Raw genomic sequence first — 24,961 nt, 5'->3', positions numbered from 1 at the left:
ATGAGTACCGTATTTCGCCAGGCTACCTCTGCGGACGATGAAGCGTTTCTGGCGCTGGCGCTGGCCGCTTATGCGCCGGTGCGCGAGCTGGGCATCAAGTTTGACGCCGCCTACGCCGACATCGACATGGTGCGCCGTCATCTGCGCAGCAACGGCGTGTATGTGATGGAGAAAGACGGGTGTCTGGCCGCGTCGGTCACCATTCGTTATCCGTGGGGGCCGAATCCCGGTCCGTACGGGTTACCGCACATCGGCTGGTTCGCCACCCATCCGGACTTCAAACAACAGGGTCTGGGCAAACAGATGCTGGACTGGCTGGAACAGGCGGTGCTGCAAGAGCAGCTAAAAGCGCCCGCCGTGACGCTGGGCACCGCTAAACAGCATCCCTGGTTGCTGGATATGTACCGAAAATATGGCTTTCAGGAAGTCGGCCAGGCGGATTTAGGGAAAGGACATCTCACTATTTACATGCGAAAAGTCCTGGATCAGGACCTTTATCATCACTGGGAAAAGAAACACCCCTAAGAGGCGTTATTCGATGACTATGAAAAAAATTATCCTCCCTGTATTAGCTTTGTCTGCGGTCATTCTGGCGGCAGGTTGCGATTCTCAGAACAACGGTGAGAAGGTGCTGCGCATCGGCGCCACCGGGCAGAGCTACCCGAGTTCATTCAAGCAGGACAACAAGCTGGTCGGGTTTGATGTGGAAGTGGCGGAAACCATCGCCAAAGATCTGAATTATAAAGTCGAATGGGTGACGGCGGATTTCAGCGGCCTGATGGGGCAGTTGGAAGCCAGCAAGCTGGACACCATCGCCAACGTGGTGGCGATTACCCCGGCGCGCCAGGAGAAATACAGTTTCTCCCAGCCGTACAGCTACTACGGCAGCCAGATCGTCACGCATAAAGACAACGCCAACATCAATACGCTGGATGACCTGAAAGGCAAAACCGTGGCGGGCGTGCTGGGTTCCAACCACGTCAACAACCTGAAAAAAGCCTTTGCCGACGGCAGCGTCAACATTCGTACCTATGAAACCCGCGATGGCGCCATGAGCGATGCGCTGGCCAAACGCGTTGAAGGTTACATCAACTCCCGTCCGATCCTGCTGGCGGAAATCAACAAGCGCAACCTGCCGTTCAAGCTGGTGGGTGAGCCGCTGGTGGTGGAGCAGGTTGGGTTCCCGTTCCATAAAGATCAGAAAGGCGACGAACTGCGTAAGAAGTTTGATGACGAATTGAACAAAATGCGCAGTGATGGCCGACTGAAAGCCCTGTCCGTCAAATATTTCGGCGAGGACATCACGGCGGGAAAATAACCCTGCCTGCTCGCTCAACTCCTGTGACGCCAGCCTGATTCGCGGCTGGCGTCAGTGTTAATGGTATGGCCCATGAATATCGATCTTTCCTACCTGCTGAAAGTTTTTCCCCAGGTGTTGATGTACTTGCCCACCACGCTGTTGCTGGCGGTGGTGTCGATGCTGTTTGCCATCGTGCTGGGACTGATGCTGGCGCTGGTCCGCGAGAGCCGGTTCGTTGTGGTGGCGAAACTGGTGGAACTCTACATCTCGCTGTTTCGCGGTATTCCGTCGCTGGTTCAGTTGTTCATCATCTATTTCGGATTGCCGCAGCTGTTTCCGTCGCTTAACGGCCTGTCCGCCATGACGGCGGCGATTATCGGCTTCAGCCTGAAAAACTCGGCTTATATGGCGGAGATTTTCCGCGCGGCGCTGGCGTCGGTGGATTTCGGGCAAACGGAAGCCGGCCTGTCGGTAGGGATGAACAAGGCGCAGATTTACCGCCGCATCGTGTTGCCGCAGGCGATGCTCAATGCGTTGCCTGCTACCGGCAACACCTTTATTTCGTTGATCAAAGACACCTCGGTAGCCTTTGCGCTCGGCGTCTCGGAACTGTTTGCCGAAGGCAAGATGATCGCCGCCGAATCGCTGCGTTTCTTCGAAACCTTCCTGGTGGTGGGGCTGATTTACTGGCTGCTCATCATGGTTTACTCCTGGCTGCAGTCGCAACTGGAGAAGAAACTGAGCCATTCACGGCAGCGTTAAGGAGCGGACATGATTAGCGTAAAAAATCTGACTAAACGTTTTGGCGACCAGGTGGTGCTGAACAATATCAGTCTGGATATCGCCCAGGGCGAGGTGGTGGCGATCATCGGGCCGTCCGGCTCAGGCAAGTCCACCCTGTTGCGTTGCCTGAATCTGCTGGAAAGGCCAGAGTCCGGCATCATTACCATCGGCGATCAGTCGCTGGATACCAGCCGCTATACCGGCAAGGAAGAGTATGCGCTCAGACGTCAGACGGCGATGGTGTTCCAGAATTACAACCTGTTCAAGAACAAGACCGCGCTGGAAAACATCACCGAAGCCCTGATTGTGGTGAAGAAGATGCCGAAAAAGCAGGCGGACGAGATTGGGCTGTCGCTGCTGGAGCTGGTGGGGTTGCTGCCGCAGGCGCATCAGTACCCGGTGACGTTGTCCGGCGGCCAACAGCAGCGCGTCAGTATCGCCCGTGCGCTGGCGGTGGATCCGAAGGCGATCCTGTTTGATGAGCCGACCTCGGCGCTTGACCCGGAGCGCGTGCATGAAGTGCTGCAGGTTATCCAGAAACTGGCGGGGCAAAACACCACCATGGTGATCGTGACCCATGAGATGCAGTTCGCCAAAGAAGTGGCGGATCGGGTGATCTTCATGGCCGACGGACACATCGTGGAACAAGGGCCGGCGGAGAAAGTGATCAGTTTCTCCGACAACCCGCAGACCCGCCGCTTCCTGCGACAGCTGACTAACATTCAGGAACCATCAGAGTTCGATATCTGATCGATAACGTATTCACCTGCAGGCTCGATTTGTCGGGCCGCCCTGCCAGACAGGGCTGAAAAAAAGAGGAGTGACCTTACATGAAAGTGCATGCCCAGCATGAGCCATTGGCGCAGTTTATTCAGGCGTTCCGGCACGATCTGCATCAGCATCCCGAGCTGTCTAATCAGGAATTTGAAACCACGCGGAAAATTCGCGCCGTGCTGGAAAAAGAGGGGATTCGCATCCTTGAACTGCCGCTGAAAACCGGTCTGGTGGCGGAAGTGGGCGGTCTGCAGGACGGCCCGCTGGTGGTGGTGCGTTCCGACATCGACGCTCTGCCGATTGAAGAAGAGTCGGGCGTCGAATTCAGTTCGAAAAATGCCGGCGTGATGCACGCCTGCGGGCATGATTTCCATTCTTCGGCGGCGCTGGGCGCGGCGATTCTGCTCAAACGTATCGAACCGGAACTGAAAGGCACCGTGCGTATTCTGTTTCAGGCGGCTGAAGAGACCGGGCTGGGCGCGCCGGAGGTGATCGCAGTCGGCGCGCTGGACGGTGCGACCGCCATTTTTGGCATTCATAACGACCCAACGCTGCCGGTCGGCGTGATTGGCGGCAAAGACGGCGCGCTGACCGCCGGGGTGGACCGTTTCGAAATCAAGATTGCCGCCAAAGGCTGTCACGCCGCCAAGCCGCACGAAGGCAATGATCCGATCATTATTCTGGGGCAGTTGATTTCCGCGGTGCAGACCATTATTAGCCGTACCGTGCCGTCCGATAACAATGCGGTGGTGTCGATCACCCAGGTGCACAGCGGTAGCACCTGGAACGTGATTCCGGATACCGCCTACGTAGAAGGAACGGTGCGTACCTTCAGTCAGGCGGTGCGCGACCTGATTGAACAGCGTTTCCGTCAGATTGTGGCCGGTATCGCCGGCGCCTTTGGCGCGGAAATCGAGTTTATCTGGCACGCCGGGCCGCCATCGGTAGTGAACACGCCGCGTTGGGTGGACTTCGCGCTGCAGGTTGCTGATGACGAAGGGTTTGAGGCGCGTCGCGTCGAAGCCAGCCCCATCGGCGAAGACTTTGCGTTCTACCAGCAGAAGCTGCCGGGCACCTTTATGATGGTGGGTTCTGGCGGCCCTTACGCGCTGCATCACCCCAAATTCCGGGTGGATGATAGTGCGCTGTTCCCCACTGCGCACTATCTGTATCAGCTGGCGAAGCAGAGCCTGGAACAGCTGTCGCAGACCGCCTGATTACCCGTCAGCACCTTATCCATGACAACGGCCACGGTTATCCGTGGCCGTTTGCTTTGAATCGTCAGCGAAAGGCGATTTGTGGCTTTTCGGCGACAGTTCGGGGGTATTTGTGTCGTCAAAAAGAGACATATAACTAATTGAATTTTAAAGAATATAGATGGCGGTGTTGGTGGCGTCTCTGATTAGCGACAGTATCGGTGAGGAATGCCTGACTTTTCAGCAGGTTAGTTATGCCGGAATCAAACGGTGCTTTATGTTTAATTCTTTATTTATCAATGGTTAATATTTTTATTTCTGGTTTTTTGTGAAGTTGGCATCATTCATGCTTTATTGGAGATGTAGATGCTCATTCCACCTTCTATGTTTGCTTCGGCTTCATAAACCTGGGAATGACGCAGAGCCATTTACGGTGCCTAACGTCCGATTATTGATGAAGTGCTGCTTCATCACTGTTGGACGTAACGTTGAGTGGGGCACCTTAAAGTTGTCTTTCAGACCTGATTTTTATTGCACGCTTGTCGCTGGTCGGCAAGCGTTTTTTTTCGCCATTATCCAGCCAAATCATAGCGTTATCAGATAGTGTCATCAGGGAGAGGAAGACCGGCGCTGGAGCGCGCCGGTCCGAACCGGTCAGGCGTCGTGGGGCGGTTGCAGCGTCAATAACAAACCATCACGCCGCATGCGGGCCGCGTCTTCGGGGCGCTTCAGCCGATCAAACGCGTCGGCGCACCAGGCGTAGTCATAGGCGTCTGGTCGCAGCGCCAGTGCGGCGGCGAAGGCATCGCTGGCCTGTTGCCATTCGCCATGCTTAGCCAGTAACTGCCCCAGCGTACTGTGCAGCAGCGCGTCATCGCTGTGCTGTTTCAGACGCTGACGCAACAGTTTTTCCAGCGGTTCCGGCTGACCGGCATTGAGCCGGGGGATCAACTGCACCAGCCGGTAGTCAAACTGCTGCTTCAGCCCGTCGACAATGATGTCCTGTGCGGTGATGTGGTCGTCGCACACAATCAGCCGTTCGGCCATTGCCACCTGCATCGGCAGCGCCTGACGAACTTTACGCGGCTGATTTTTCCACCACTGTTTCAACCCTTCGCTACCGCCTTCCGCCATCGCCTGATCCATCAGGCCGATGGTGGCGCGCTGTTGCAATTCATCCAGATGGGATTCGTCATGCAGCCGGGTTTTACGCATGGCGGGCAGGATATCCAGCAACGCACTGTAGGCGTGGGTACGCAGGAAGGCCTGTTCCGCCAGACGCAGGACTTCCGGGTGGCGCGGCGCCACTTCCAGCAAACGGTCTACGCCGTGGCGGGCGGCGTGGTCTTCGTTACGGGCCAGTTGAATGCGCACGCGGGTGATATCCACCGGCAGTTGATGAGTGTCGGCGATTTCCGCCGCCCGCTCCAGATATTGCCGGGTACGGAACTCGTCGCCGCGCTGCTGGGCTGCTTCCGCCGCCAGCAGGTAGTTCACCACCGGCTGCTCCGCGTGGTCGGCATTGCGGGTCAGCAGTTTTTCTACCTGCAGATAGTCGCCTTCGGTCAGTTTCAACAGCGCTGCTTTGGTCTGCTGACGCGCCCGGGTGCGTTTACGGCCGATGAACCAGCCGCGGGTGCGGGCGCCGGTGCGGAACACTCGCCGTAGCAGCCATTCCACTGCCAGAAACGCCAGCAGAAACAACACCAGCATGATCACCAGCCCGGTGACGCTGGTTTCAATGTTGTAATTGTCGGTCTGAATCAGCACGTAACCCTGATGGCCGGCCAGCATCGGCCCCACCACAATGCCGGCGATCAGCACCACAAACAGCAGAAATACCTTCAGCATGTTCAGCCCTCCTGTGGTTTGGCGGATGGCTGCGCCAGCAGGTTGCGGACTCGGGTTTGCATCAGTTTGTCCAGCAGCGGCTGGCTTTGCAGTTCATTCGGTACATCCATCGCTACCGACTGCTGGCTCAGTGCGTCCAACTGGTCCAGAAACGCCTTGGTGGTCGGATCGCTTTCGTCAAAGTAGGCGCGTACCCAGGTCGCCGCTGTTTCCAGCGATTGCCGGTAAGTTTCGTTCTGGTGACGCGGCACCGCCTGCGCGGCGACCAGCAGGCGCGAGCGGATGTTTTCGCGCAGATACACATCCTGATTCGGCGCCAGCAGCGGTTCTGCGCTGTCGTCGCGGCGACGAATGGTGATGAAATCCGACAGGAAGTTGTGCCAGCTCTTGCTCAGGTTCTGCCGCCATTCGCTCAGTGAGGCCGACAGCGTCGAGTCGCTTTCTTCCATCGGCGCTTCGTCGGTGTCGGTATCGGCCAGCCGCAGGTTGTCCACCTGATCCGCCAACTGGTTCACTTTAAGGATGATACCGTCGAAATCGATCTGACTGACGCCAGCCAGCATGCCGATATCGTGGGTGATGGCCCGGCGCACGTCGATCAGGCTGGGGTCGTTCATGTCCGCCAGACTGGCGTCGGCGCTTTTGAGCAAGGCGCCGGCGGTGGTGACGTCTTTATCGCTCCACAGCTTGCGTCCGGCCTGTTTTACCAGAAAATCAGCCTGCGCCAGCAACCAGGTTTTGGAGTCGCTGTTGGCGAGCGTAGCCAGTTTTTCCTGCATTTCACCAGCCTGACGGGTCAGGGTCGCCAGCCGTTGCTCATCGGCGCTCAGGGCTTTGGCCTGCTGGTCCAGCGTCTGTTGCCACTGCTGCTGCGCCTGTGATTGCTGTTTTTGCAGCGCAGCGAGTTGTTCCTGCAATTGGGCCAGGGCGGTACTCTGACGCGTCATCTGCTGGTGGGCGTAATAGTAGACGCCGCCGCTCAGCGCCAGCGAAACCACGATAGCGATGGCGCCCAGCACAAGACCGTGGCGCGCCGCGCCGGAAGAGGGCGGCGATTTTTGCGGAGGCGTGGGTGCAGCCCGTTCGACCACCTCTTCGGAGGGCGTTGAGGAGGTAATGTGTTCCGTCATATGAGTACATCCTATGATCAGGGTAATGGTAATTGTCCGGGTGACTATCTGGTTAGTTTACTATCTGGTTAGTTGTGTAACGGTATCAGTTGCGTAACGACATCCGCTGCGTTATCGCAGCGCCCGCATCAGCGCATCGTTATCCGCATTATCGGCGATCCGAATATCACGCCAGCCCAGCTCGCGGGCCATTTCGGCCAGACGCTCGCTGACGACGACGACCCGGCAACCCGGTAGCCAGGTAGTTCGATAATAATCAGGCACTAAAGTATAGAACTGTTGCAGCATTTCTCCGCTGGTGATCACCAGCGTATCGATGCCGAGATGTTGCCAGCGCTGGCATTGTTCCGCGCCGTCGTAAACCACTGGGTTGCGTTGATAGCATTCGCAGTAACGCACCTGCGCGCCGCGTTGCTGCAAGGTATCGCCCAGCAGTTCCCGGCCGCCGTTGCCGCGCAACAGCAACGCCTGTTTGCCCGCTACCTGCTGTAGCGTCGGCGACTGCAATAATGTTTCGCTGGTCGCGCGTTCCGGCGGGTAGTGCACTGGCAAACCGCTGACGGTATGCAGCGCCAGTCCGGTAGAGCGCCCCACCGCAAAATAGGTGAGCGTTTTGGGCCAACCGGTTCCGGCGCGTGATAGCGCTGGATCTGCGTATTCCACAACCTGCTGCGACAGAGCGAATACCAGATCGCCGGGGCGCAGCGCTTGCAGCATGGCGGGCAGTTGCGGCAACTCGCTGCCCGGAGAAAATTCGATTAATGGACTGTGGTAGGCCTGCTGGCCTGCCATTCTGAGACGGGCTACCAACTGCTCACCCGCAGGAGAGGGACGGGTAACCAGAATCGTCATGACGAGGCTTCTCCATAAACGGATTGCAGAATGTCGCGTGCGCCGCGTTCAAGCAGTTCGTCCGCCAGGGCGATGCCAAGCTGTTCGGCATCCTGACGCAGCCCACGGCGTTCCGCGTAAATAATGCGGCTGCCGTCCGGCGCGCCCACCAGCGCCCGCAGCCACAGCGTGTCGCCGTCCTGCAGTTCGGCGTAGCTGCCGATAGGAACCTGACAACCGCCTTCCAGCCGGGTATTCATGGCGCGCTCGGCCAGTACGCGTGTTGCGGTATCATCATGGTTAAGCGGCGCCAGCAGCGCGCGGGTTCGGGCATCGTCCAGGCGGCACTCCACGCCGACCGCGCCCTGACCGACCGCCGGTAGCGATTGCTCCGGACTAAGCGCGGTACGGATACGATCTTCCAGACCAAGGCGTTTTAGCCCCGCGACCGCCAGAATGATGGCGTCGTAGTCGCCGTTATCCAGTTTGGACAGGCGGGTGCCGACGTTGCCGCGCAGATCGCGGACCACCAGATCCGGACGGTGGGCGCGCAACTGGCACTGGCGGCGCAGGCTGGAGGTGCCAACGCAGGCGCCTCCAGGCAGCTCATCCAGCGTGGCGTAATGATTGGAGACAAAGGCATCGCGCGGGTCGTCGCGCTCGCAGATGGTGACCAGCCCCAGACCTTCGGGGAATTCGACCGGTACATCCTTCATTGAGTGCACCGCGATATCGGCACGGTTTTCCAGCAGCGCCAGTTCCAGTTCTTTGACAAACAATCCTTTGCCGCCCACTTTGGCCAGTGGCGTATCCAGCAGCACATCGCCGCGGGTGACCATCGGTACCAGTTCCACCCGCAAACCGGGGTGGCAGGCTTCGAGTCGTTGCTGAACAAAATGGGCCTGCCACAGCGCAAGCGGGCTCTGTCGGGTGGCAATTCTTAGAATAGTGTCTACCATGCTTGATACCGTTCTGATCCTTTCTTTCCATCGTACCATTGAAGGCGAGCCGGTGTCAGTTGCCCGGCCGTCGTGATGAGGGAAGGGAACGACAAAACCCCGTCGGGGGATAGCCGGGGGCGGTAAAAGCGGCGATAATATGTTCAACGCTGAAGCATCAATAAACAAATCTGACTTTCTTTAGTTTCTTTACGCCCTTTCAGCAAGGTGTTAAATTGATCACGTTTCCAGCAATAATCTGCCCGCCATTCTTCTAATATCTATTCTGGACAGATTGGGGAAACAACGGCTTCTTTATAGGCACTGGGATAAGCAGGCGAAACGTCTTGTACTTCTACATCGAGACACTGAAGCAAAGACTGGATGCGATCAACCAACTGCGTGTGGATCGTGCTCTGGAAGCAATGAAACCCGCTTTTCAGCAGGTTTACAGTCTTTTGCCAGTTTTATTACATCATCATCACCCGCTGATGCCTGGCTATCTGGAAGGCAAGGTTCCGCACGGCATTTGTCTTTTCTCCCCCGATGAAAAACAACAGCACTACCTCGACGGCGTGGAATTGCGCTGGGGCGAGCTGTCTGTGCCGGATCGCAAGGGCGAACTGCCGATCACCGGCGTCTATTCCATGGGCAGCACCTCGTCCATCGGGCAGAGCTGCAGTTCCGATCTCGACATCTGGGTCTGCCACCAATCCTGGCTGGACAGCGAAGAGCGCCAGCGGCTGCAGCAGAAATGCTCGCTGTTGGAAAAATGGGCGGCCGGGCAAGGCGTAGACGTCAGTTTCTTCCTGATGGATGAAAACCGTTTCCGCCATAACGAGAGCGGCAGCCTCGGCGGCGAGGATTGCGGCTCCACTCAGCATATCCTGTTGCTGGACGAATTTTACCGCACCGCGGTGCGCATGGCGGGCAAGCGCATTCTGTGGAACATGGTGCCGGTGGAAGAGGAAGCCAATTATGATGAATTCGTGCTTTCTCTGTATGCCCGCGGCGCGCTGGCGCCGAACGAATGGCTGGATTTGGGCGGTCTGAGCGCGCTGTCGGCGGAAGAGTACTTTGGCGCCAGCCTGTGGCAGCTATATAAAAGCATCGACTCGCCCTACAAGGCGGTGCTGAAAACCCTGTTGCTGGAAGCCTACTCCTGGGAATATCCCAATACCCGCCTGCTGTCGAGCGAGATCAAAGCGCGCCTGCATAAAGGCGAGATCGTGTCCTTCGGGTTGGACCCTTATTGCATGATGCTGGAGCGCGTGACCCAGTATCTGAACGCGATCAATGACCAGACCCGGCTGGATCTGGTGCGTCGCTGTTTCTACCTCAAAGTGTGTGAAAAACTCTCCCGCGAGCGCGCCTGTACCGCCTGGCGCCGCCAAATCCTGACGCAGCTGGTGCAGTCGTGGGGATGGAGCGATGAACGGCTGGTGATGCTGGACAACCGCGCCAACTGGAAAATTGGGCAGGTGCGCGAAGCGCATAACGAGCTGCTGGATGCGATGATGCAGAGCTATCGCAACCTGATCCGTTTCGCTCGCCGCAACAATCTGAGCGTCAGCGCCAGCCCGCAGGATATCGGGGTGCTGACCCGCAAACTGTATGCCGCTTTCGAGGCGTTGCCGGGCAAGGTTACGTTGGTTAACCCGCAGATTTCGCCCGATCTGTCAGAAACTAATCTGACCTTTATTTATGTGCCGGCTGGACGCGCTAATCGATCCGGCTGGTATCTGTACAATCAGGCGCCGTCGATGGACGCCATCATCAGCCATCAACCGCTGGAATATAACCGCTATCTCAACAAGCTGGTGGCCTGGGCCTATTTCAACGGCCTGCTGACGTCGTCCACCCGCCTGCATATCAAAGGGCATGAGTTGTGCGATATCGCCCGGCTGCAGGAACTGGTGTCGGATGTGTCCAGCCACTTCCCGTTGCGGGTGGTGGCTCCGACGCCGAAAGCGCTGTATAGCCCGTGCGAGATTCGTCATCTGGCGATTATCGTCAATCTGGAGCATGACCCGACGGCGACGTTCCGCAATCAGGTTGTGCACTTTGACTTCCGTCAGTTGGACGTCTTTAGCTTCGGCCAGCAGCAGCAGTGTCTGGTCGGCAGTATCGATTTGTTGTACCGCAATTCCTGGAATGAAGTGCGTACCCTGCATTTCAGCGGCGAGCAGGCGATGCTGGAAGCGCTGAAAACCATTCTTGGCAAAATGCATCAGGACGCCGCGTTGCCGGAGTCGCTGGAAGTGTTCTGCTACAGCCAACATCTGCGCGGGTTGATCCGGACCCGGGTGCAGCAACTGGTATCCGAATGTATTGAACTGCGTCTGTCCAGCACCCGTCAGGAACCCGGCCGCTTCAAGGCGGTGAAAGTCGCGGGCGAGACCTGGGGATTATTCTTCGAACGCCTGAGCGTGTCGGCCCAGAAACTGGAAAATGCGGTGGAGTTCTACGGCGCGATTTCCAACAACAAGCTGCAGGGGCTGCCGGTTCAGGTGGAAACCAACCATATCCATCTGCCTCCGGTGGTGGACGGCGTCGCCAGCGAGGGAATTATCCAGTTCTTCTTTGAGGATCAACAGGATAATCAGGGGTTCAATATCTATATTCTGGACGAGTCGAACCGGGTGGAAGTCTATCACCATTGCGAAGGCAGCAAGGAAGAGCTGGTGCGCGACGTCAGCCGCTTCTATTCCTCGTCGCACGACCGCTTTACCTACGGCTCCAGCTTCATCAATTTCAATCTGCCGCAGTTCTATCAGATTGTTCAGTTGGACGGCCGCACGCAGGTAATCCCGTTCCGCAGCAGCGCGCTGTCTCATCTGTGCGTCACGCCATCGTCTGAAGACAAGAAAAATCTGGTGCTGAGCCAGCGCTTGCAGATGCTCTGATTCCAGAGCGGGAAATCCAGGATGAATGACAGTTGGGGCTAACGGCCCCAATCTGCTTTATTCGAAATGCCAGTCTGTTTTAATCGAAATAAACGTCTTCGCCGCTCTGTTCCGAGCAGGCCTGCGCCAACAGCGCCATGAAATCGCTGCCGCTGCGGTCGCAAATCCAGCGGCCATTCTGATAGTCGAAGTGATAGCCGCCGCCTTTAGTCGCCAGCCACACCTGATGCATCGGCTCCTGCCGGTTAATCACGATCTTGCTGCCGTTCTCAAAACTCAGCGTCATTACGCCGCCATTGGTTTCGTAATCGATATCCGCATCGCCATCAAATCGATCCAGCGTTTCTTCCACCTTCAGCATCAGCGCGTCGGCCAATTGATGAAACTCGCTATCGTTCATATTCGATTCCTATTGATTTTCATGATCCACCTGCGATTATAGAGAGCATAGGTATCTGAATGACAGGTTTTAACGAAATGAAAACACTTTTTCGTCAGGGCGCGCTGGCATTGCTGGTGATGTCACTGGCTGGTTGTGGTTTGAAAGGCCCGCTTTATTTTCCGCCAGAGCAACCGGCTCCGGTTAAAAAAACGCAGCAGCAAAATACCCAGGCTCCGCAAGCATCGTCCGCCCGGCAGTAGCCGCCGCGGTACGCAGGGTGATTGAGGGTAATCTCGCGGGTCGCGACAGGATCTCTGCCGCACCCGTTTAACGCAGCGGGGTCAGGAAATGCAGTTCTCCAAAATGCACGGTCTGGGCAATGATTTCATGGTTGTCGATGCCGTGACGCAGAATGTCTACTTTTCACCGGAGCTGATCCGTCGCCTGTCGGACCGGCATTGCGGGGTGGGGTTCGATCAGTTATTGATCGTTGAACCGCCCTACGATCCCGAACTGGATTTTCATTACCGAATTTTCAATGCGGACGGCAGCGAAGTGGCACAGTGTGGTAATGGCGCTCGCTGCTTTGCCCGTTTCGTACGCCTGAAAGGGTTGACCAACAAGCGTGAGATCAACGTCAGCACCCATAACGGCCGTATGGTGCTGTCGGTGACGGAAGACGAGCTGGTGCGGGTGAATATGGGCGAACCTAACTTCGAACCGCAGCAGGTGCCGTTCCGCGCCACTAAGCCGGAAAAAACCTATATCTTTCGTGCCGACGAACACACGGTGCTGTGCGGCGTGGTGTCGATGGGCAACCCGCATTGCGTGATTCAGGTGGACGATGTGGATACTGCGCCGGTAGAGACGCTCGGGCCGCTGCTGGAAAGCCACGAACGTTTTCCGGAACGCGCCAATGTCGGTTTTATGCAGGTGGTTAACTCCGGCCTGATCCGGTTGCGGGTGTTCGAGCGCGGCGCGGGTGAAACCCAGGCCTGCGGCAGCGGCGCCTGCGGCGCGGTGGCGGTGGGGATTCAGCAGGGGCTGCTGGCGGCGGATGTCAAAGTACAACTGCCGGGCGGCGAACTTGAGATTCACTGGGACGGTCCCGGTCACCCGCTGTTTATGACCGGCCCGGCTACGCATGTTTATGATGGGTTTATGCATCTATGAAGAACGTGGAAGAGCAGGCTGAACGTCAGGCGCTGACTGACGATCTGGTGTTGCAGTACCTGCGCCAGCACCCTGACTTTTTCATTCGCCATTCCCACCAGACCGAAACCATGCGTATTCCGCATCCGGTGCGTGGCAGCGTGTCGCTGGTGGAGTGGCAACTCGCTCGCCAGCGCAACCGCATTCAGTATCTGGAAGAAGAGATCGCCTTGCTGACGGAACAGGCTACCCGCAATGAGGAACTGTTCAGCCAGCTATTGCAATTGCAAATGGCGCTCTCTACCGCCTCGTCGTTGCAGGAACTGCTCGACAGGCTGCACCGCTGGGCGCGCAAACTGGGGCTGTCGGGCGCGGCTATCCGCCTGTTTACCGATCGCTGGCGCATCGGCGCGCCTTCCGATTTTACCCATCTGGCGCTTAACCGTACGGTGTTTGAGCCGCTGCGTATCCAGCGGCTGGGCGAACGGCATCATTATCTTGGGACGCTGAACGGCCCCGAACTGTTGCTATTGTTGCCGCAGGCGCGCCATGTCGGCTCGGTGGCGTTGTCGCTGATGGGAAAAAACGGCGATCTGGGATTGCTGATTTTCAGCAGCCGCGACAGCCACCACTATCAGGACGGCATGGGCACCGATCTGTTGCAACATCTGGCGACGATTATTCCGGTATTGCTGGAGCGATGGATTGAACGCCTATGAACCCCGATTCCCCCCTGTCGGCGCCGGCCGAAGCCTTTCTGCGTTACCTGCGGGTTGAGCGGCAACTGAGTCCGCTGACGCAAAGCAGCTATGCCCATCAGTTACAGGTGATTATCGACATGTTGTCGGCGTCCGGCATTGCCGACTGGCAGGCGCTGGATGCTGCCGGCGTGCGAGCGGTGGTGGCGCGCAGCAAGCGCGACGGGTTGAACGCCGCCAGTCTGGCGCAGCGTCTGTCGGCGTTACGCAGCTTTCTTGACTGGCTGGTTGGCCGTGGCGAGCTCAAGGCCAACCCTGCCCGCGGCGTGCCGGCGCCGAAAGCGGGTCGACATCTGCCCAAAAACATGGATGTGGATGAAATGAGCCGCCTGCTGGATATCGACCTCGGCGATCCGCTGGCGGTGCGCGATCGCGCCATGCTGGAAGTGATGTACGGCGCCGGGCTGCGTCTGGCGGAACTGGTCGGGCTGGACTGCGGTCACGTCGATCTGGACAGCGGCGAAGTCTGGGTGATGGGGAAAGGCAGTAAAGAGCGCAAGCTGCCGATCGGCGCGACCGCCGTTACCTGGCTGCGGCACTGGCTGGCGGTGCGGGATATTTACGCGCCGGAAGACGACGCGATATTCATCTCCAGCCTCGGCAAGCGCATTTCAATGCGCAACGTACAGAAGCGCTTTGCCGAATGGGGCGTCAAACAGGGCGTGAACAGCCATGTTCATCCGCACAAGTTGCGGCACTCGTTTGCCACCCACATGCTGGAGTCCAGCGGCGACCTGCGCGCGGTGCAGGAACTGCTGGGCCATGCTAACCTCTCCACCACCCAGATCTATACCCATCTGGACTTTCAACATCTGGCATCGGTGTACGATGCCGCGCACCCACGCGCCAGACGAGGTAAATCCTGATGTATTTTTATCGCCCGCTCGGTCGGATTGAGGCCATCACGTTCGATTTGGACGATACCCTGTACGACAACTATGAGGTTATCCGGCGAACGGAGCTGGAGTCGTTGCGGTTTTTACAGAACTATCACCCTGGATTGCGGGCGTTCACCAGCGAAGGTTTGCGCCAGCTACGACAGGAACTGCTGACGCAAGAGCCGGAGATTTATCACGACGTCACGCACTGGCGTTGGCGTTCCGTACATCTGGCGATGACTCGGGTGGGGATGTTGCCGGACGACGCAGCCGCCGGCGCGGATGCGGTGATGGCGGAATTCGCCCGCTGGCGTAGCCGCATCACCATACCGCAGGAAACTCACGACACATTGCGCGCGCTGGGGCAACGCTGGCCGCTGGTGGCGATCACCAACGGCAACGCCGATCCGCACGCCTGCGGCCTCGGCGATTATTTCCGGTTTATTTTGCGCGCCGGCCCGGATGGCCGCTCAAAGCCCTGGCATGATATGTATCAACTGGCCGCCGAACGGCTGAATTTACCGTTGCACAACCTGCTGCATGTGGGGGATGATCTGACCACCGACGTGGCCGGCGCCATTCGCAGCGGCGTACAATCCTGCTGGATTAATCTGCGTGACGGCAACCTGATGCAGATTCACGATTCCCGGCTGCTGCCGCATGTGGAAATTTTCAGCTTGGCATCGCTCACCACGTTGCTATAATTCTGCTATTTTTACTGTATAGATAACCAGTGGAATTTGTCTCCGATCCGGAGGCCGGGTTCCTCTTTGACGGATAACCGACGCCTATGGACGTATCTGACCTGCTCGACAGTCTGAATGATAAACAGCGTGACGCCGTGGCGGCGGCGCGCAGCAACATGCTGGTACTGGCTGGCGCAGGCAGCGGCAAAACCCGCGTGCTGGTTCATCGCATCGCCTGGTTGCTGACGGTGGAAAACTGTTCGCCTTATTCAATCATGGCGGTGACCTTCACCAACAAGGCGGCGGCGGAAATGCGCCACCGTATCGATCAACTGCTCGGCACCAGTCAGGGCGGGATGTGGATCGGCACGTTCCACGGGTTGGCGCATCGCCTGCTGCGCGCGCACCATCTGGATGCCGGCTTGCCGCAGGATTTCCAGATTCTGGACAGCGAAGATCAGTTGCGGCTGCTCAAACGTCTGATCAAGGCGCTGAATCTGGATGAGAAGCAGTGGCCGCCCCGTCAGGCGATGTGGTACATCAACGGCAAGAAAGACGAAGGGCTGCGGCCGCAGCACATCGACAGCTACGGCAACCCGGTGGAGCAGACCTGGCTGCGCATCTATCAGGCTTATCAGGAAGCGTGCGATCGCGCCGGGCTGGTGGATTTCGCCGAGCTGCTGCTGCGCGCCCACGAATTGTGGCTCAACAAACCGCATATCCTGCAGCATTACCGCGACCGTTTTAACAACATTCTGGTGGACGAGTTTCAGGATACCAACCGCATCCAGTACGCCTGGATTCGCCTGCTGGCCGGCGACAGCGCCAAAGTGATGATCGTAGGCGACGATGACCAGTCGATCTACGGCTGGCGTGGCGCGCAGGTGGAGAACATCCAGCACTTCCTGCGCGATTTCAGCGATGTAGCCACCATCCGTCTGGAGCAGAATTACCGCTCCACCGCCAATATCCTCAATGCCGCCAACGCGCTGATTGCCCACAACGGCGATCGGCTGGGCAAAAACCTGTGGACCGACGGCATCGAGGGCGAACCGATTTCGCTGTATTGCGCCTTTAACGAACTGGACGAAGCGCGCTTTGTGGTTAGCCGCATCAAGGTGTGGCAGGAAGCGGGCGGCGCGCTCAGCGAATGCGCCATTCTTTATCGCAGCAACGCCCAGTCGCGCGTACTGGAAGAGGCGTTGTTGCAGCAAAGCCTGCCGTACCGGATTTATGGCGGCATGCGCTTCTTCGAACGGCAGGAAATCAAGGATGCGCTGTCTTATCTGCGGTTGATGGCCAACCGCAACGATGACGCCGCTTTTGAGCGTGTGGTCAACACGCCGACGCGCGGCATCGGCGATCGCACGCTGGATGTGGTGCGCCAGACGGCGCGCGACCGCCAGTTGACGCTGTGGCAGGCCACGCGCGCGTTGTTGCAGGAAAAAGTACTGGCTGGGCGCGCCGCCGCCGCGCTGCAACGTTTTCTGGAACTGGTGGATGCGCTCGCCAGCGATACTGCCGATTTACCGCTGCATGTGCAGACCGACCGGGTGATTCGCGATTCCGGATTGTGGAGCATGTACGAGCAGGAAAAAGGCGAGAAGGGTCAGGCGCGGGTGGAAAACCTGGAAGAACTGGTGACGGCGACCCGCCAGTTCAGCTATCAGGACGAAGATCAGGACTTGCTGCCGTTGCAGGCGTTTTTGTCTCATGCCGCGCTGGAAGCCGGCGACGGGCAGGCGGACGCCTATCAGGACGCGGTGCAACTGATGACACTGCACTCCGCCAAAGGGCTGGAGTTCCCGCAGGTATTCGTCGTCGGCATGGAAGAGGGGATGTTCCCCAGTCAGATGTCGCTGGATGAAGGCGGCCGTCTGGAAGAAGAACGCCGGCTGGCCTACGTTGGCGTGACGCGCGCTATGCAGAAACTGACGCTGACTTATGCCGAAAGCCGCCGTCTGTACGGTAAGGAAACCTATCACCGCCCGTCGCGTTTTATCGGCGAACTACCGCCGGAGTGCGTGGAAGAGGTGCGGCTGCGCGCCAGCGTCTCACGCCCGGTCAATCATCAGCGACTGGGTACGCCAATAAGCCAGAGCGATACCGGTTATAAGCTGGGGCAACGGGTGCGCCACGCCAAATTCGGCGAAGGCACCATTGTTAATGTGGAAGGCAGCGGCGATCACTGTCGGATCCAGGTGGCGTTTGCCGGTCAGGGCATCAAATGGCTGGTGGCCGCTTATGCCCGTCTGGATACGGTATAGCGCGATTATGCCGTGATGGGAGCGGTGTTCAGTCTGAGTTCACTGGATGTTACGGTTGGACACAGACTAATCATCTGTTTGTCTGTTGACAGCCTTTTTCATCTCGGCGTAACATGCGCGCATCATTATTCCCGGAGGACCCACGCCTTGGACACACCCAGTCGATACTGGCTCAATAACCTACTGATTAGGTACCACTTCTAAGGCTATCTTCCCTGTGCTGATAGCCTTCGAGGTTGTCAGCGATATTGTTTGTCGCATCGAGTCAGCACCGTCTCACGGCCTGAAACCTGATGGTGACTTTTCCACCCTGTTTCTGTGTTTCAATCGCGTTTTGTCCCTCTTTGTTACATTTTGGGAGCATGGCCTATGCTGAGCGCATTCAAACTCGATAACTGCCGTTTAACTCGCCTGGAACTGGATGAAAGCAACGACCTGACCACCTCGCTATGGGTGGATTTGGTCGAGCCGGACGTCGAAGAGCGAGATTTGGTGCAGAATCAGCTGGGGCAAAGCCTGGCGACCCGACCGGAACTGGAAGACATTGAGGCATCGGCCCGTTTTTTCGAAGATGAAGACGGCCTGCACATTCACTCCTTTTTCTTTTATGAAGACGCGGACGACCACGCCGGCAACTCCACGGTGGCGTTCACCATTCGCGATGGCCGCTTGTATACGTTGCGCGAGCGCGAACTGCCGGCTTTCCGTCTCTACCGCATGCGTGCCCGCGCTCAGACGCTGGTGGACGGCAACGCCTACGAACTGCTGCTCGATCTGTTTGAAACCAAAATCGAGCAACTGGCGGACGAAATCGAAAACATCTATAGCGATCTGGAATCCTTAAGCCGGGTGATCATGGACGGCCGTCAGGGCGACGAATATGACGACGCGCTATCGACGCTGGCGGAGCAGGAAGATATCGGCTGGAAAGTGCGGCTGTGTCTGATGGATACCCAGCGCGCGCTTAACTTCCTGGTGCGTCGCGCCCGGTTGCCGAGCAGTCAACTGGAACAGGCGCGCGAGATCCTGCGCGACATCGAATCCCTGTTGCCGCACAACGAATCGCTGTTCCAGAAGGTTAACTTCCTGATGCAGGCGGCGATGGGTTTCATCAACATCGAACAGAACCGCATTATCAAAATTTTCTCGGTGGTATCGGTGGTGTTCCTGCCGCCGACGCTGGTGGCGTCCAGCTATGGCATGAACTTCGAATTCATGCCGGAACTGAAATGGGCCTACGGCTATCCGGGCGCGATGCTGTTGATGCTGCTGGCCGGTCTGGCCCCGTACCTGTATTTCAAACGCCGCAACTGGCTGTAACGCCAGCGCCCTTCTCTCTGACAGGCGACTCGTTGCCCGTAAGGCCAACGAGTCCCTGCCCGATTTCCTCCGACAATTTTTGATAACGGACAGACTTCGCACGGATAGATGTCCGTCTGACGGGCTTCCGGGGTAGAATCGCCTCTCTGCTTTGATGTTGTAACAGGTGCTGTGCATGGAGAAGTTTCCCGCGTCGACACAATGGTTCATGCTGCTGGCGGTTTCGTTGGTGTTGGGTTTTGGTCTGCAGATTTACCATGTTCCGGCGGCGCTGCTGCTGGGGCCGATGTTGGTAGGGGTGGTGATGGGCCTGAACGGCGCCACTATCCGTATTCCCCGTCCGCTGTTTTTCGCCAGTAATGCCGTGCTGGGCTGTCTGGTGGCGCAAAGTCTCTCCCTGTCCATCCTGACGCCGCTGGTGAAAGAGTGGCCGCTGGTACTGTTTATCCTGTTGTCGACGCTGGTTGCCAGCGGGCTGTCGGGCTGGTTGCTGATGCGCTACAGCGAGCTGCCGGGCACGACCGGCACCTGGGGCGCGTCTCCGGGCGGCGCGTCGGCGATGGTGGCGATGGCGGGGGATTTTGGCGCCGATGTGCGACTGGTGGCGTTCATGCAGTACCTGCGGGTGCTGATGGTGACCGCGGCGGCGGCGTTTGTGGCGCGTGCCAGTCTCGGGCAAGGCGCGGAAGCCAATAGCGCGCTGCTGGTCTGGTTCCCCTCGCTGGACTGGCGTTTTCCGGCCACGCTGGCGGTGGCGTTTAGCGGCGCCTGGATTGGACGACGGCTGCGCATTCCTTCCGGCCAACTGCTGGGGCCGATGATCATCGGTTCCATGCTTCATTCCACCGGCACGCTGGCATTACAGACGCCGGAATGGCTGCTGGCGCTGGCCTATGCCTTGATTGGCTGGAGCGTCGGCCTGTCGTTTACCCGCCCCGTTTTTCTGCTGGCGCTGCGCACCCTGCCGAAAATGATGATGTCGATTGTCACGCTGATGTTGCTGTGCGGCGGAATGGCGCTAATGCTGACGCATCTACTGTCGGTGGATATCCTGACCGCCTATCTGGCGACCAGCCCCGGCGGGCTGGACTCCATCGCTATTATCGCCGCTGGTAGTCGGGTGGATATCGCGTTCGTCATCGCCATGCAGACGTTGCGCCTGTTCTCCACCCTGATTTTCAGCCCGATTTTGTCACGTTACATCTCGCGCCGCGCTGTGGCTGGCGCGGCGTAGCCGTCGCTGGGTATAGAGCGCGTCGAGCGTGAACACCGCCAGCGCCAGCCAGATGAAGGCGAAGGTGACTAATCGGTCCGACGTGATGGTTTCGCCGTACACCAGCACCGCCAGCAGGAAAGTCAGCGTCGGCGCCAGATACTGAAAGAAGCCCAGCGTAGACAACCGCAGACGCATGGCGGCCGAGGTAAACAACAGCAGCGGCACCGTGGTGACGATGCCTGCCGCCATCAGCAGCACATTCAGCGACATCGCGTTTTGGCTGAGGTGGCTGGTGGGCGAATCGGCCAGCCATTCCAGATAGACCAGCGCGGCGGGCAGCAGCCACAGGGTTTCGAACAGCATGCCGGTCTGGCCGTCGATAGCGATCTTTTTACGCAGCAGACCGTAAAATCCGAAACTGAAGGCCAGCGTGAGCGCGATGACCGGCAACGAGCCGAGCGTCCACAACTGCACCAGTACGCCGCACACCGCCAGCAGCATCGCCAGCCATTGCGTCGGGCGGAACCGTTCCCCGAGAAACAGCATCCCCAGCAGCACGCTGACCAGCGGGTTGATGAAGTAACCCAGGCTGGCTTCCAGCATATGGTTATGGTTGACCGCCCAGATGTAAATCAGCCAGTTACAGGCCACCAGCGTGGCGGTGATCGCCAGCAGCAATAGCTGGCGCGGCTGGCGGCAGGCGTTGCGCACCACTCCCCATTTACGGCTGAGGCTCAGCAGCAATAGCATGAAAAAGAACGACCAGATGATACGGTGGCTGAGAATTTCATCAGCCGGCACCTGCACGAGTTGTTTGAAATAAACCGGGGCAATCCCCCAGATGATATAAGCGCCGAGGGCGAACAGTACCCCCTGGCGGTGTTGTGGCATACTCATTGATAATAAACCAGATAAACCGCAGATGAGCATCCAGTGTACCGGACCACGGCGCGGGTGTCTTGACGCTGCGTGTCGAGAAATCCCCGTTCGATGTTCCCTTTAGCCGACGATGTAGGTAGCGATGGCGCTGGCGATATGCGACTGTTTTTCGTTGTGTAATTCGGCCCGCGCCACGGCGATTTTATTGCCGCCGCGCAGCAGTTGGCTGGTCAGGATAAAGCGTTCGCCGCGGCCGGGGCGCAGATAATCCACCCGCAGGTCGATGGTGCCCATACGCGACAGCCGCTGGTGAAGCTCCTGCTCGCTCAATGTGTCATGACGCAGCAGCGCGCTGCCCACGCACACCAGCCCGGCAGCCACGTCCAGACCGGCGGCGATCACGCCGCCGTGCAGGATCTGTTGCAACGCATTGCCCACCAGCTTGTTCTGGTGGTGGAAACTCAGCGTGACCGCATCCGGCGAGAACGCCTCCAGCGTGAGTCCCAGTTCCTGATTGAATGGCATCTGATAAATGAAAATATCGCTGACGCGCTGACGCAGCGTGTCCTGAGTGAGCGGTGTCGTAAGCATGTGTGAGCCTCTTTTCGCGCCTGTAGGGGGAGGTGGTTAATTTTTATGTGTTTATAGGTTAATGAGTTGTTATTTTAGGCGCCGTTATGCTTTCTTGCTACCGCTGGTCGATATAACAACAGGAAAACTGCGCGAAGCGGGTGACCTGTGTACACTATCCGCCATTATTTCAGTTCGTTATCCAATACACATAACTATCTTGACCCTTTGGGAGAATTCGCACATGTATAAATCAGGTGGGATGGTTGTTGCGCTGATGCTGGCGGCGACCGCCCAGGCGCAGGAAGCCCGCGTTCAGGAAATCCATGACGCTCCGGCCGTACCGGGCAGTATTATCGCCGGGCTGCTGCAGAAACATGACACGCCGTTCATACTCTACCCCTATGAAAGCAATTACCTGCTTTACACCTACAGCAGCAATATCAATAAACAGGCGATTGATAGTTATAGCTGGTCCGAACATGCCCGCAAAGATGAAGTGAACTTCCAGATCAGCCTCGGTTTTCCGCTGTGGCGCGGCATTGCCGGGGAAAATTCGCTGTTGGGCGCGTCTTATACCCAGCGCTCCTGGTGGCAGATGTCCAACAAGAGCGAGTCTACTCCGTTTCGTGAAACCAACTACGAACCGCAGCTCTTTCTTGGCTGGGCGACGGATTACCGTTTTGCCGGCTGGACGTTGCGCGATGTGGAGATGGGATTCAATCATCAGTCTAACGGGCGCGCCGATCCGACCTCGCGCAGCTGGAACCGGGTCTATGCCCGTCTGATGGCGCAGAACGGCAACTGGCAGGTAGAAGTGAAACCCTGGGTTCGTTTGAGCGACAGCGATGACGACAATCCGGATATTACCCGGTATATGGGGCACTATCGGGTGCGGGTCGGCTACCACTGGGGAGACAGCATTTTCAGCGCCGAAGGACGTTATAACTGGAATTCCGGTTACGGCGGCGGCGAGCTGGGATGGAGTTACCCGATCAGCGATCATGTCCGTTTTTACACCAAGGTATTCAGCGGTTACGGCGAGTCGCTGATTGACTACAATCACCGCCAGACCCGCTACGGCATTGGCGTGACGCTTAACGATATGTTCTAGCACTGGCCGCAGGACTGCGGGCCGTCGCAGAAAACCCGGCGACAGACGTTGCAGTTTTGGCGGGCGGCGCTGAAAATAGCGGCTGTTTGCTTTTTTCGAAAGCGGTGAATAACTTTTTCAGGGCAGTGAATAACGTGAAATCGGTGAAGGCGTGTCTACGGCAGAAGTATTGAATAAAGAAACGCTGGCGATGCAGGTGCTGCGTGAAACCTTCGGTTACCAGCAATTCCGGCCGGGTCAGCAGGCAATTATCAATGCCGTCATTAGCGGGCGCGACTGCCTGGTGATCATGCCGACCGGCGGGGGCAAATCCCTGTGTTATCAGATCCCGGCGCTGGTGCTGGAAGGGCTGACGCTGGTAGTGTCGCCGCTCATCTCCCTGATGAAGGATCAGGTCGATCAGTTGCAGGCTTATGGCGTGGCGGCGGCCTGCCTCAATTCCACCCAGACCCGTGAGCAGCAGCAGGAGGTGTTCAGCGCCTGCCGCCGCGGCGAACTGAAGCTGCTGTACATCGCGCCGGAACGCCTCACCACCGACGGGTTTCTGGAGCAACTGACGCACTGGAATACGACGCTTATCGCCATCGACGAAGCGCACTGCATTTCCCAGTGGGGGCACGATTTTCGCCCGGAATACCGCGCGCTGGGGCAGATCAAACAGCAATTTCCCGCTCTGCCGATTGTGGCGCTAACCGCCACCGCCGATGAAACCACTCGTCAGGATATCGCCCGTCTGCTGGATTTGCGCGACCCGCTGATCAATATCAGCAGTTTTGACCGCCCCAACATCCGCTACACGCTGGTGGAAAAATTCAAACCGCTCGATCAACTGTGGCTGTTTGTGCAAGGACAGCGCGGCAAGAGCGGCATCGTGTACTGCAACAGCCGGGCCAAGGTGGAAGACCTGTGCGCCCGGTTGCAGAACCGCGGGCTGAGCGTCGGCGCTTATCACGCCGGGCTGGAAAACGACCGTCGCGCTCAGGTGCAGGAGGCGTTTCTGCGCGACGACCTGCAGGTGGTGGTCGCCACGGTGGCGTTCGGCATGGGCATCAACAAACCGAACGTGCGCTTTGTGGTGCATTTCGACATTCCGCGTAACATCGAATCCTACTATCAGGAAACCGGCCGCGCCGGGCGCGACGGCCTTCCCGCCGAAGCGGCGCTGTTCTACGACCCGGCGGATATGGCCTGGCTGCGCCGCTGTCTGGAAGAAAAACCGGCCGGTATGCAGTTGGATATCGAGCGGCACAAACTGAATGCGATGGGGGCGTTTGCCGAAGCGCAGACCTGCCGCCGTCTGGTGTTGCTCAACTACTTTGGCGAAAACCGTCAGCAAGCGTGCGGCAACTGTGATGTTTGCCTCGATCCGCCCCGACGCTACGATGGGCTGGTGGACGCGCAGAAAGCGCTGTCCTGCGTCTACCGCGTCGGGCAGCGGTTCGGCATCGGTTACATCGCCGAAGTGCTGCGCGGCGCCAATAACCAGCGCATTCGCGAATTCGGTCACGACAAACTGCCGGTATACGGCCTGGGTAAGGATAAAACGCAGGAGCAGTGGGTCAGCATCCTGCGTCAGTTGATCCACCTGGGGCTGCTGGCGCAGAACATCGCCCACCATTCCGCGTTGCAACTGACCGAGTCGGCACGGCCGGTGCTGCGCGGCGAAGTGCCGTTGCAACTGGCGGTGCCGCGCGTCATCAGCCTGAGCAAGCCGCGCGCCAGCCAGAAAACCTACGGCGGCAATTACGACCGTAAACTGTTCGCCAAACTGCGCAAACTGCGTAAATCCATCGCTGACGAAGACAATATTCCGCCGTACGTGGTGTTCAGCGACGCCACGCTGCTGGAAATGGCCGAACTGTTGCCGGTCACCGCCAGCGAGTTGCTGGCGGTCAATGGCGTCGGCCAGCGGAAACTGGAGCGATTTGGCGCCCCCTTTATGACGTTGATCCGCGATCATTTGGATAATGGTGACGACTGAGACGGCTTAGTCTGCTGGCCGGGTCTTCGCCTGTTCTGGCACGTAAAAA

The 24,961-nt window shown here is 58.2% G+C and carries 23 protein-coding genes; 16 read left to right on the top strand and 7 right to left on the bottom strand.

Features of this window, described 5'->3' with window-relative positions; translation table 11 throughout:
* The 5 genes from DXX3274_RS20690 (at position 1) to DXX3274_RS20670 (ending at position 4,074) form a co-directional block, all read left to right on the top strand.
* The gene (locus DXX3274_RS20690; RefSeq protein WP_042862250.1) at positions 1–525 is read left to right on the top strand and encodes a GNAT family N-acetyltransferase; all 525 of its coding nucleotides are present in this window, start codon (positions 1–3) and stop codon (positions 523–525) included.
* 13 nt (positions 526–538) lie between these two features.
* Positions 539–1,318, top strand: a complete 780-nt coding sequence (locus DXX3274_RS20685; protein WP_042861453.1) for an amino acid ABC transporter substrate-binding protein — start codon at positions 539–541, stop codon at positions 1,316–1,318.
* 72 nt (positions 1,319–1,390) lie between these two features.
* Positions 1,391–2,062, top strand: coding sequence for an amino acid ABC transporter permease (locus DXX3274_RS20680; protein WP_024107639.1), 672 nt, complete (start codon positions 1,391–1,393; stop codon positions 2,060–2,062).
* A 9-nt stretch (positions 2,063–2,071) separates the two neighbouring features.
* The gene (locus tag DXX3274_RS20675) at positions 2,072–2,833 is read left to right on the top strand and encodes an amino acid ABC transporter ATP-binding protein (protein WP_042861450.1); all 762 of its coding nucleotides are present in this window, start codon (positions 2,072–2,074) and stop codon (positions 2,831–2,833) included.
* An 80-nt stretch (positions 2,834–2,913) separates the two neighbouring features.
* A complete protein-coding gene (locus DXX3274_RS20670; RefSeq protein WP_042861448.1) occupies positions 2,914–4,074 on the top strand; it encodes a M20 peptidase aminoacylase family protein in 1,161 nt (386 codons plus the stop codon).
* Between the two features lie 633 nt (positions 4,075–4,707).
* Here the strand turns inward: DXX3274_RS20670 and hemY are convergent.
* The 4 genes from hemY to hemC all read right to left on the bottom strand — a co-directional run bounded on the left by hemY (position 4,708) and on the right by hemC (position 8,824).
* A complete protein-coding gene (gene hemY / locus DXX3274_RS20665) occupies positions 4,708–5,904 on the bottom strand; it encodes a protoheme IX biogenesis protein HemY (protein WP_042861445.1) in 1,197 nt (398 codons plus the stop codon).
* Positions 5,905–5,906: 2 nt separating this feature from the next.
* On the bottom strand, positions 5,907–7,034 hold the full coding sequence (gene hemX, locus DXX3274_RS20660) for a uroporphyrinogen-III C-methyltransferase (RefSeq protein ID WP_042861444.1): 1,128 nt from the start codon (positions 7,032–7,034) through the stop codon (positions 5,907–5,909).
* A 111-nt stretch (positions 7,035–7,145) separates the two neighbouring features.
* A complete protein-coding gene (hemD, locus tag DXX3274_RS20655; RefSeq protein WP_042861442.1) occupies positions 7,146–7,886 on the bottom strand; it encodes a uroporphyrinogen-III synthase in 741 nt (246 codons plus the stop codon).
* The gene (hemC, locus tag DXX3274_RS20650; RefSeq protein ID WP_042861441.1) at positions 7,883–8,824 is read right to left on the bottom strand and encodes a hydroxymethylbilane synthase; all 942 of its coding nucleotides are present in this window, start codon (positions 8,822–8,824) and stop codon (positions 7,883–7,885) included. The genes hemD and hemC overlap by 4 nt, the downstream gene beginning before the upstream one ends.
* Positions 8,825–9,150: 326 nt before the next feature.
* Between hemC and DXX3274_RS20645 the strand changes: the two genes are divergently transcribed.
* Positions 9,151–11,709, top strand: a complete 2,559-nt coding sequence (locus DXX3274_RS20645) for a class I adenylate cyclase (protein WP_042861439.1) — start codon at positions 9,151–9,153, stop codon at positions 11,707–11,709.
* 79 nt (positions 11,710–11,788) lie between these two features.
* Here the strand turns inward: DXX3274_RS20645 and cyaY are convergent, their stop codons facing one another.
* On the bottom strand, positions 11,789–12,109 hold the full coding sequence (gene cyaY / locus DXX3274_RS20640) for an iron donor protein CyaY (protein ID WP_038664732.1): 321 nt from the start codon (positions 12,107–12,109) through the stop codon (positions 11,789–11,791).
* A gap of 77 nt (positions 12,110–12,186) precedes the next feature.
* Between cyaY and DXX3274_RS23170 the strand changes: the two genes are divergently transcribed.
* From DXX3274_RS23170 to DXX3274_RS20605, 8 genes are all read left to right on the top strand, one after another.
* Positions 12,187–12,351 (top strand): lipoprotein, encoded by a 165-nt coding sequence (locus tag DXX3274_RS23170; RefSeq protein WP_303313299.1) that lies wholly within the window; start codon positions 12,187–12,189, stop codon positions 12,349–12,351.
* A gap of 88 nt (positions 12,352–12,439) precedes the next feature.
* The gene (dapF, locus tag DXX3274_RS20635; RefSeq protein WP_042861437.1) at positions 12,440–13,264 is read left to right on the top strand and encodes a diaminopimelate epimerase; all 825 of its coding nucleotides are present in this window, start codon (positions 12,440–12,442) and stop codon (positions 13,262–13,264) included.
* Positions 13,261–13,962, top strand: coding sequence for a DUF484 domain-containing protein (locus DXX3274_RS20630; protein WP_042861435.1), 702 nt, complete (start codon positions 13,261–13,263; stop codon positions 13,960–13,962). The genes dapF and DXX3274_RS20630 overlap by 4 nt, the downstream gene beginning before the upstream one ends.
* Complete coding sequence (gene xerC / locus DXX3274_RS20625; RefSeq protein ID WP_042861434.1) at positions 13,959–14,867, top strand: tyrosine recombinase XerC; 909 nt, start codon at positions 13,959–13,961, stop codon at positions 14,865–14,867. The genes DXX3274_RS20630 and xerC overlap by 4 nt, the downstream gene beginning before the upstream one ends.
* Positions 14,867–15,583 carry a 5-amino-6-(5-phospho-D-ribitylamino)uracil phosphatase YigB gene (gene yigB, locus DXX3274_RS20620; protein ID WP_042861432.1) on the top strand — a complete coding sequence of 239 codons (717 nt, stop codon included), beginning with the start codon at positions 14,867–14,869 and terminating at the stop codon, positions 15,581–15,583. The genes xerC and yigB overlap by 1 nt, the downstream gene beginning before the upstream one ends.
* An 86-nt stretch (positions 15,584–15,669) precedes the next feature.
* Positions 15,670–17,832: a DNA helicase II gene (gene uvrD, locus DXX3274_RS20615; protein WP_042861431.1), complete on the top strand. Its 2,163-nt coding sequence runs from the start codon at positions 15,670–15,672 to the stop codon at positions 17,830–17,832.
* 369 nt (positions 17,833–18,201) lie between these two features.
* Positions 18,202–19,152 carry a magnesium/cobalt transporter CorA gene (gene corA, locus DXX3274_RS20610; protein WP_022635229.1) on the top strand — a complete coding sequence of 317 codons (951 nt, stop codon included), beginning with the start codon at positions 18,202–18,204 and terminating at the stop codon, positions 19,150–19,152.
* A 175-nt stretch (positions 19,153–19,327) separates the two neighbouring features.
* Positions 19,328–20,386: an AbrB family transcriptional regulator gene (locus DXX3274_RS20605; RefSeq protein WP_042861429.1), complete on the top strand. Its 1,059-nt coding sequence runs from the start codon at positions 19,328–19,330 to the stop codon at positions 20,384–20,386.
* Here DXX3274_RS20605 and rarD read toward each other — a convergent pair.
* A complete protein-coding gene (gene rarD, locus DXX3274_RS20600; RefSeq protein ID WP_042861427.1) occupies positions 20,345–21,265 on the bottom strand; it encodes an EamA family transporter RarD in 921 nt (306 codons plus the stop codon). The two genes, DXX3274_RS20605 and rarD, sit on opposite strands and share 42 nt — an antisense overlap.
* Before the next feature lie 102 nt (positions 21,266–21,367).
* Positions 21,368–21,838 carry a thioesterase family protein gene (locus DXX3274_RS20595; RefSeq protein WP_038920481.1) on the bottom strand — a complete coding sequence of 157 codons (471 nt, stop codon included), beginning with the start codon at positions 21,836–21,838 and terminating at the stop codon, positions 21,368–21,370.
* 223 nt (positions 21,839–22,061) lie between these two features.
* Here DXX3274_RS20595 and pldA point away from each other — a divergent pair, with 223 nt between their 5' ends.
* Positions 22,062–22,931 carry a phospholipase A gene (pldA, locus tag DXX3274_RS20590; RefSeq protein WP_042861424.1) on the top strand — a complete coding sequence of 290 codons (870 nt, stop codon included), beginning with the start codon at positions 22,062–22,064 and terminating at the stop codon, positions 22,929–22,931.
* A gap of 151 nt (positions 22,932–23,082) precedes the next feature.
* On the top strand, positions 23,083–24,912 hold the full coding sequence (gene recQ / locus DXX3274_RS20585; protein ID WP_038664763.1) for an ATP-dependent DNA helicase RecQ: 1,830 nt from the start codon (positions 23,083–23,085) through the stop codon (positions 24,910–24,912).
* The last annotated feature ends 49 nt before the right edge of the window (positions 24,913–24,961 follow it).

Source organism: Dickeya sp. NCPPB 3274 (assembly GCF_000406205.1).
In the GTDB taxonomy this organism is placed as follows: Bacteria; Pseudomonadota; Gammaproteobacteria; order Enterobacterales; family Enterobacteriaceae; genus Dickeya; species Dickeya fangzhongdai.
Note: the sequence above shows the minus strand (reverse complement) of the source record. Positions and strands in the feature narration are given on the sequence as shown.

What these genes read in the sequence shown, in the direction of transcription:
- dapF (WP_042861437.1), top strand. Translation starts at nt 12,440, where the DNA reads ATGCAGTTCTCCAAAATGCACGGTCTGGGCAATGATTTCATGGTTGTC.
- rarD (WP_042861427.1), bottom strand. Translation starts at nt 21,265, where the DNA reads ATGAGTATGCCACAACACCGCCAGGGGGTACTGTTCGCCCTCGGCGCT.
- cyaY (WP_038664732.1), bottom strand. Translation starts at nt 12,109, where the DNA reads ATGAACGATAGCGAGTTTCATCAATTGGCCGACGCGCTGATGCTGAAG.
- DXX3274_RS20605 (WP_042861429.1), top strand. Translation starts at nt 19,328, where the DNA reads ATGGAGAAGTTTCCCGCGTCGACACAATGGTTCATGCTGCTGGCGGTT.
- uvrD (WP_042861431.1), top strand. Translation starts at nt 15,670, where the DNA reads ATGGACGTATCTGACCTGCTCGACAGTCTGAATGATAAACAGCGTGAC.
- corA (WP_022635229.1), top strand. Translation starts at nt 18,202, where the DNA reads ATGCTGAGCGCATTCAAACTCGATAACTGCCGTTTAACTCGCCTGGAA.
- DXX3274_RS23170 (WP_303313299.1), top strand. Translation starts at nt 12,187, where the DNA reads ATGAAAACACTTTTTCGTCAGGGCGCGCTGGCATTGCTGGTGATGTCA.
- yigB (WP_042861432.1), top strand. Translation starts at nt 14,867, where the DNA reads ATGTATTTTTATCGCCCGCTCGGTCGGATTGAGGCCATCACGTTCGAT.
- DXX3274_RS20690 (WP_042862250.1), top strand. Translation starts at nt 1, where the DNA reads ATGAGTACCGTATTTCGCCAGGCTACCTCTGCGGACGATGAAGCGTTT.
- pldA (WP_042861424.1), top strand. Translation starts at nt 22,062, where the DNA reads ATGTATAAATCAGGTGGGATGGTTGTTGCGCTGATGCTGGCGGCGACC.
- hemX (WP_042861444.1), bottom strand. Translation starts at nt 7,034, where the DNA reads ATGACGGAACACATTACCTCCTCAACGCCCTCCGAAGAGGTGGTCGAA.
- DXX3274_RS20595 (WP_038920481.1), bottom strand. Translation starts at nt 21,838, where the DNA reads ATGCTTACGACACCGCTCACTCAGGACACGCTGCGTCAGCGCGTCAGC.
- DXX3274_RS20680 (WP_024107639.1), top strand. Translation starts at nt 1,391, where the DNA reads ATGAATATCGATCTTTCCTACCTGCTGAAAGTTTTTCCCCAGGTGTTG.
- DXX3274_RS20685 (WP_042861453.1), top strand. Translation starts at nt 539, where the DNA reads ATGACTATGAAAAAAATTATCCTCCCTGTATTAGCTTTGTCTGCGGTC.
- hemC (WP_042861441.1), bottom strand. Translation starts at nt 8,824, where the DNA reads ATGGTAGACACTATTCTAAGAATTGCCACCCGACAGAGCCCGCTTGCG.
- hemY (WP_042861445.1), bottom strand. Translation starts at nt 5,904, where the DNA reads ATGCTGAAGGTATTTCTGCTGTTTGTGGTGCTGATCGCCGGCATTGTG.
- DXX3274_RS20630 (WP_042861435.1), top strand. Translation starts at nt 13,261, where the DNA reads ATGAAGAACGTGGAAGAGCAGGCTGAACGTCAGGCGCTGACTGACGAT.
- DXX3274_RS20670 (WP_042861448.1), top strand. Translation starts at nt 2,914, where the DNA reads ATGAAAGTGCATGCCCAGCATGAGCCATTGGCGCAGTTTATTCAGGCG.
- hemD (WP_042861442.1), bottom strand. Translation starts at nt 7,886, where the DNA reads ATGACGATTCTGGTTACCCGTCCCTCTCCTGCGGGTGAGCAGTTGGTA.
- xerC (WP_042861434.1), top strand. Translation starts at nt 13,959, where the DNA reads ATGAACCCCGATTCCCCCCTGTCGGCGCCGGCCGAAGCCTTTCTGCGT.
- DXX3274_RS20675 (WP_042861450.1), top strand. Translation starts at nt 2,072, where the DNA reads ATGATTAGCGTAAAAAATCTGACTAAACGTTTTGGCGACCAGGTGGTG.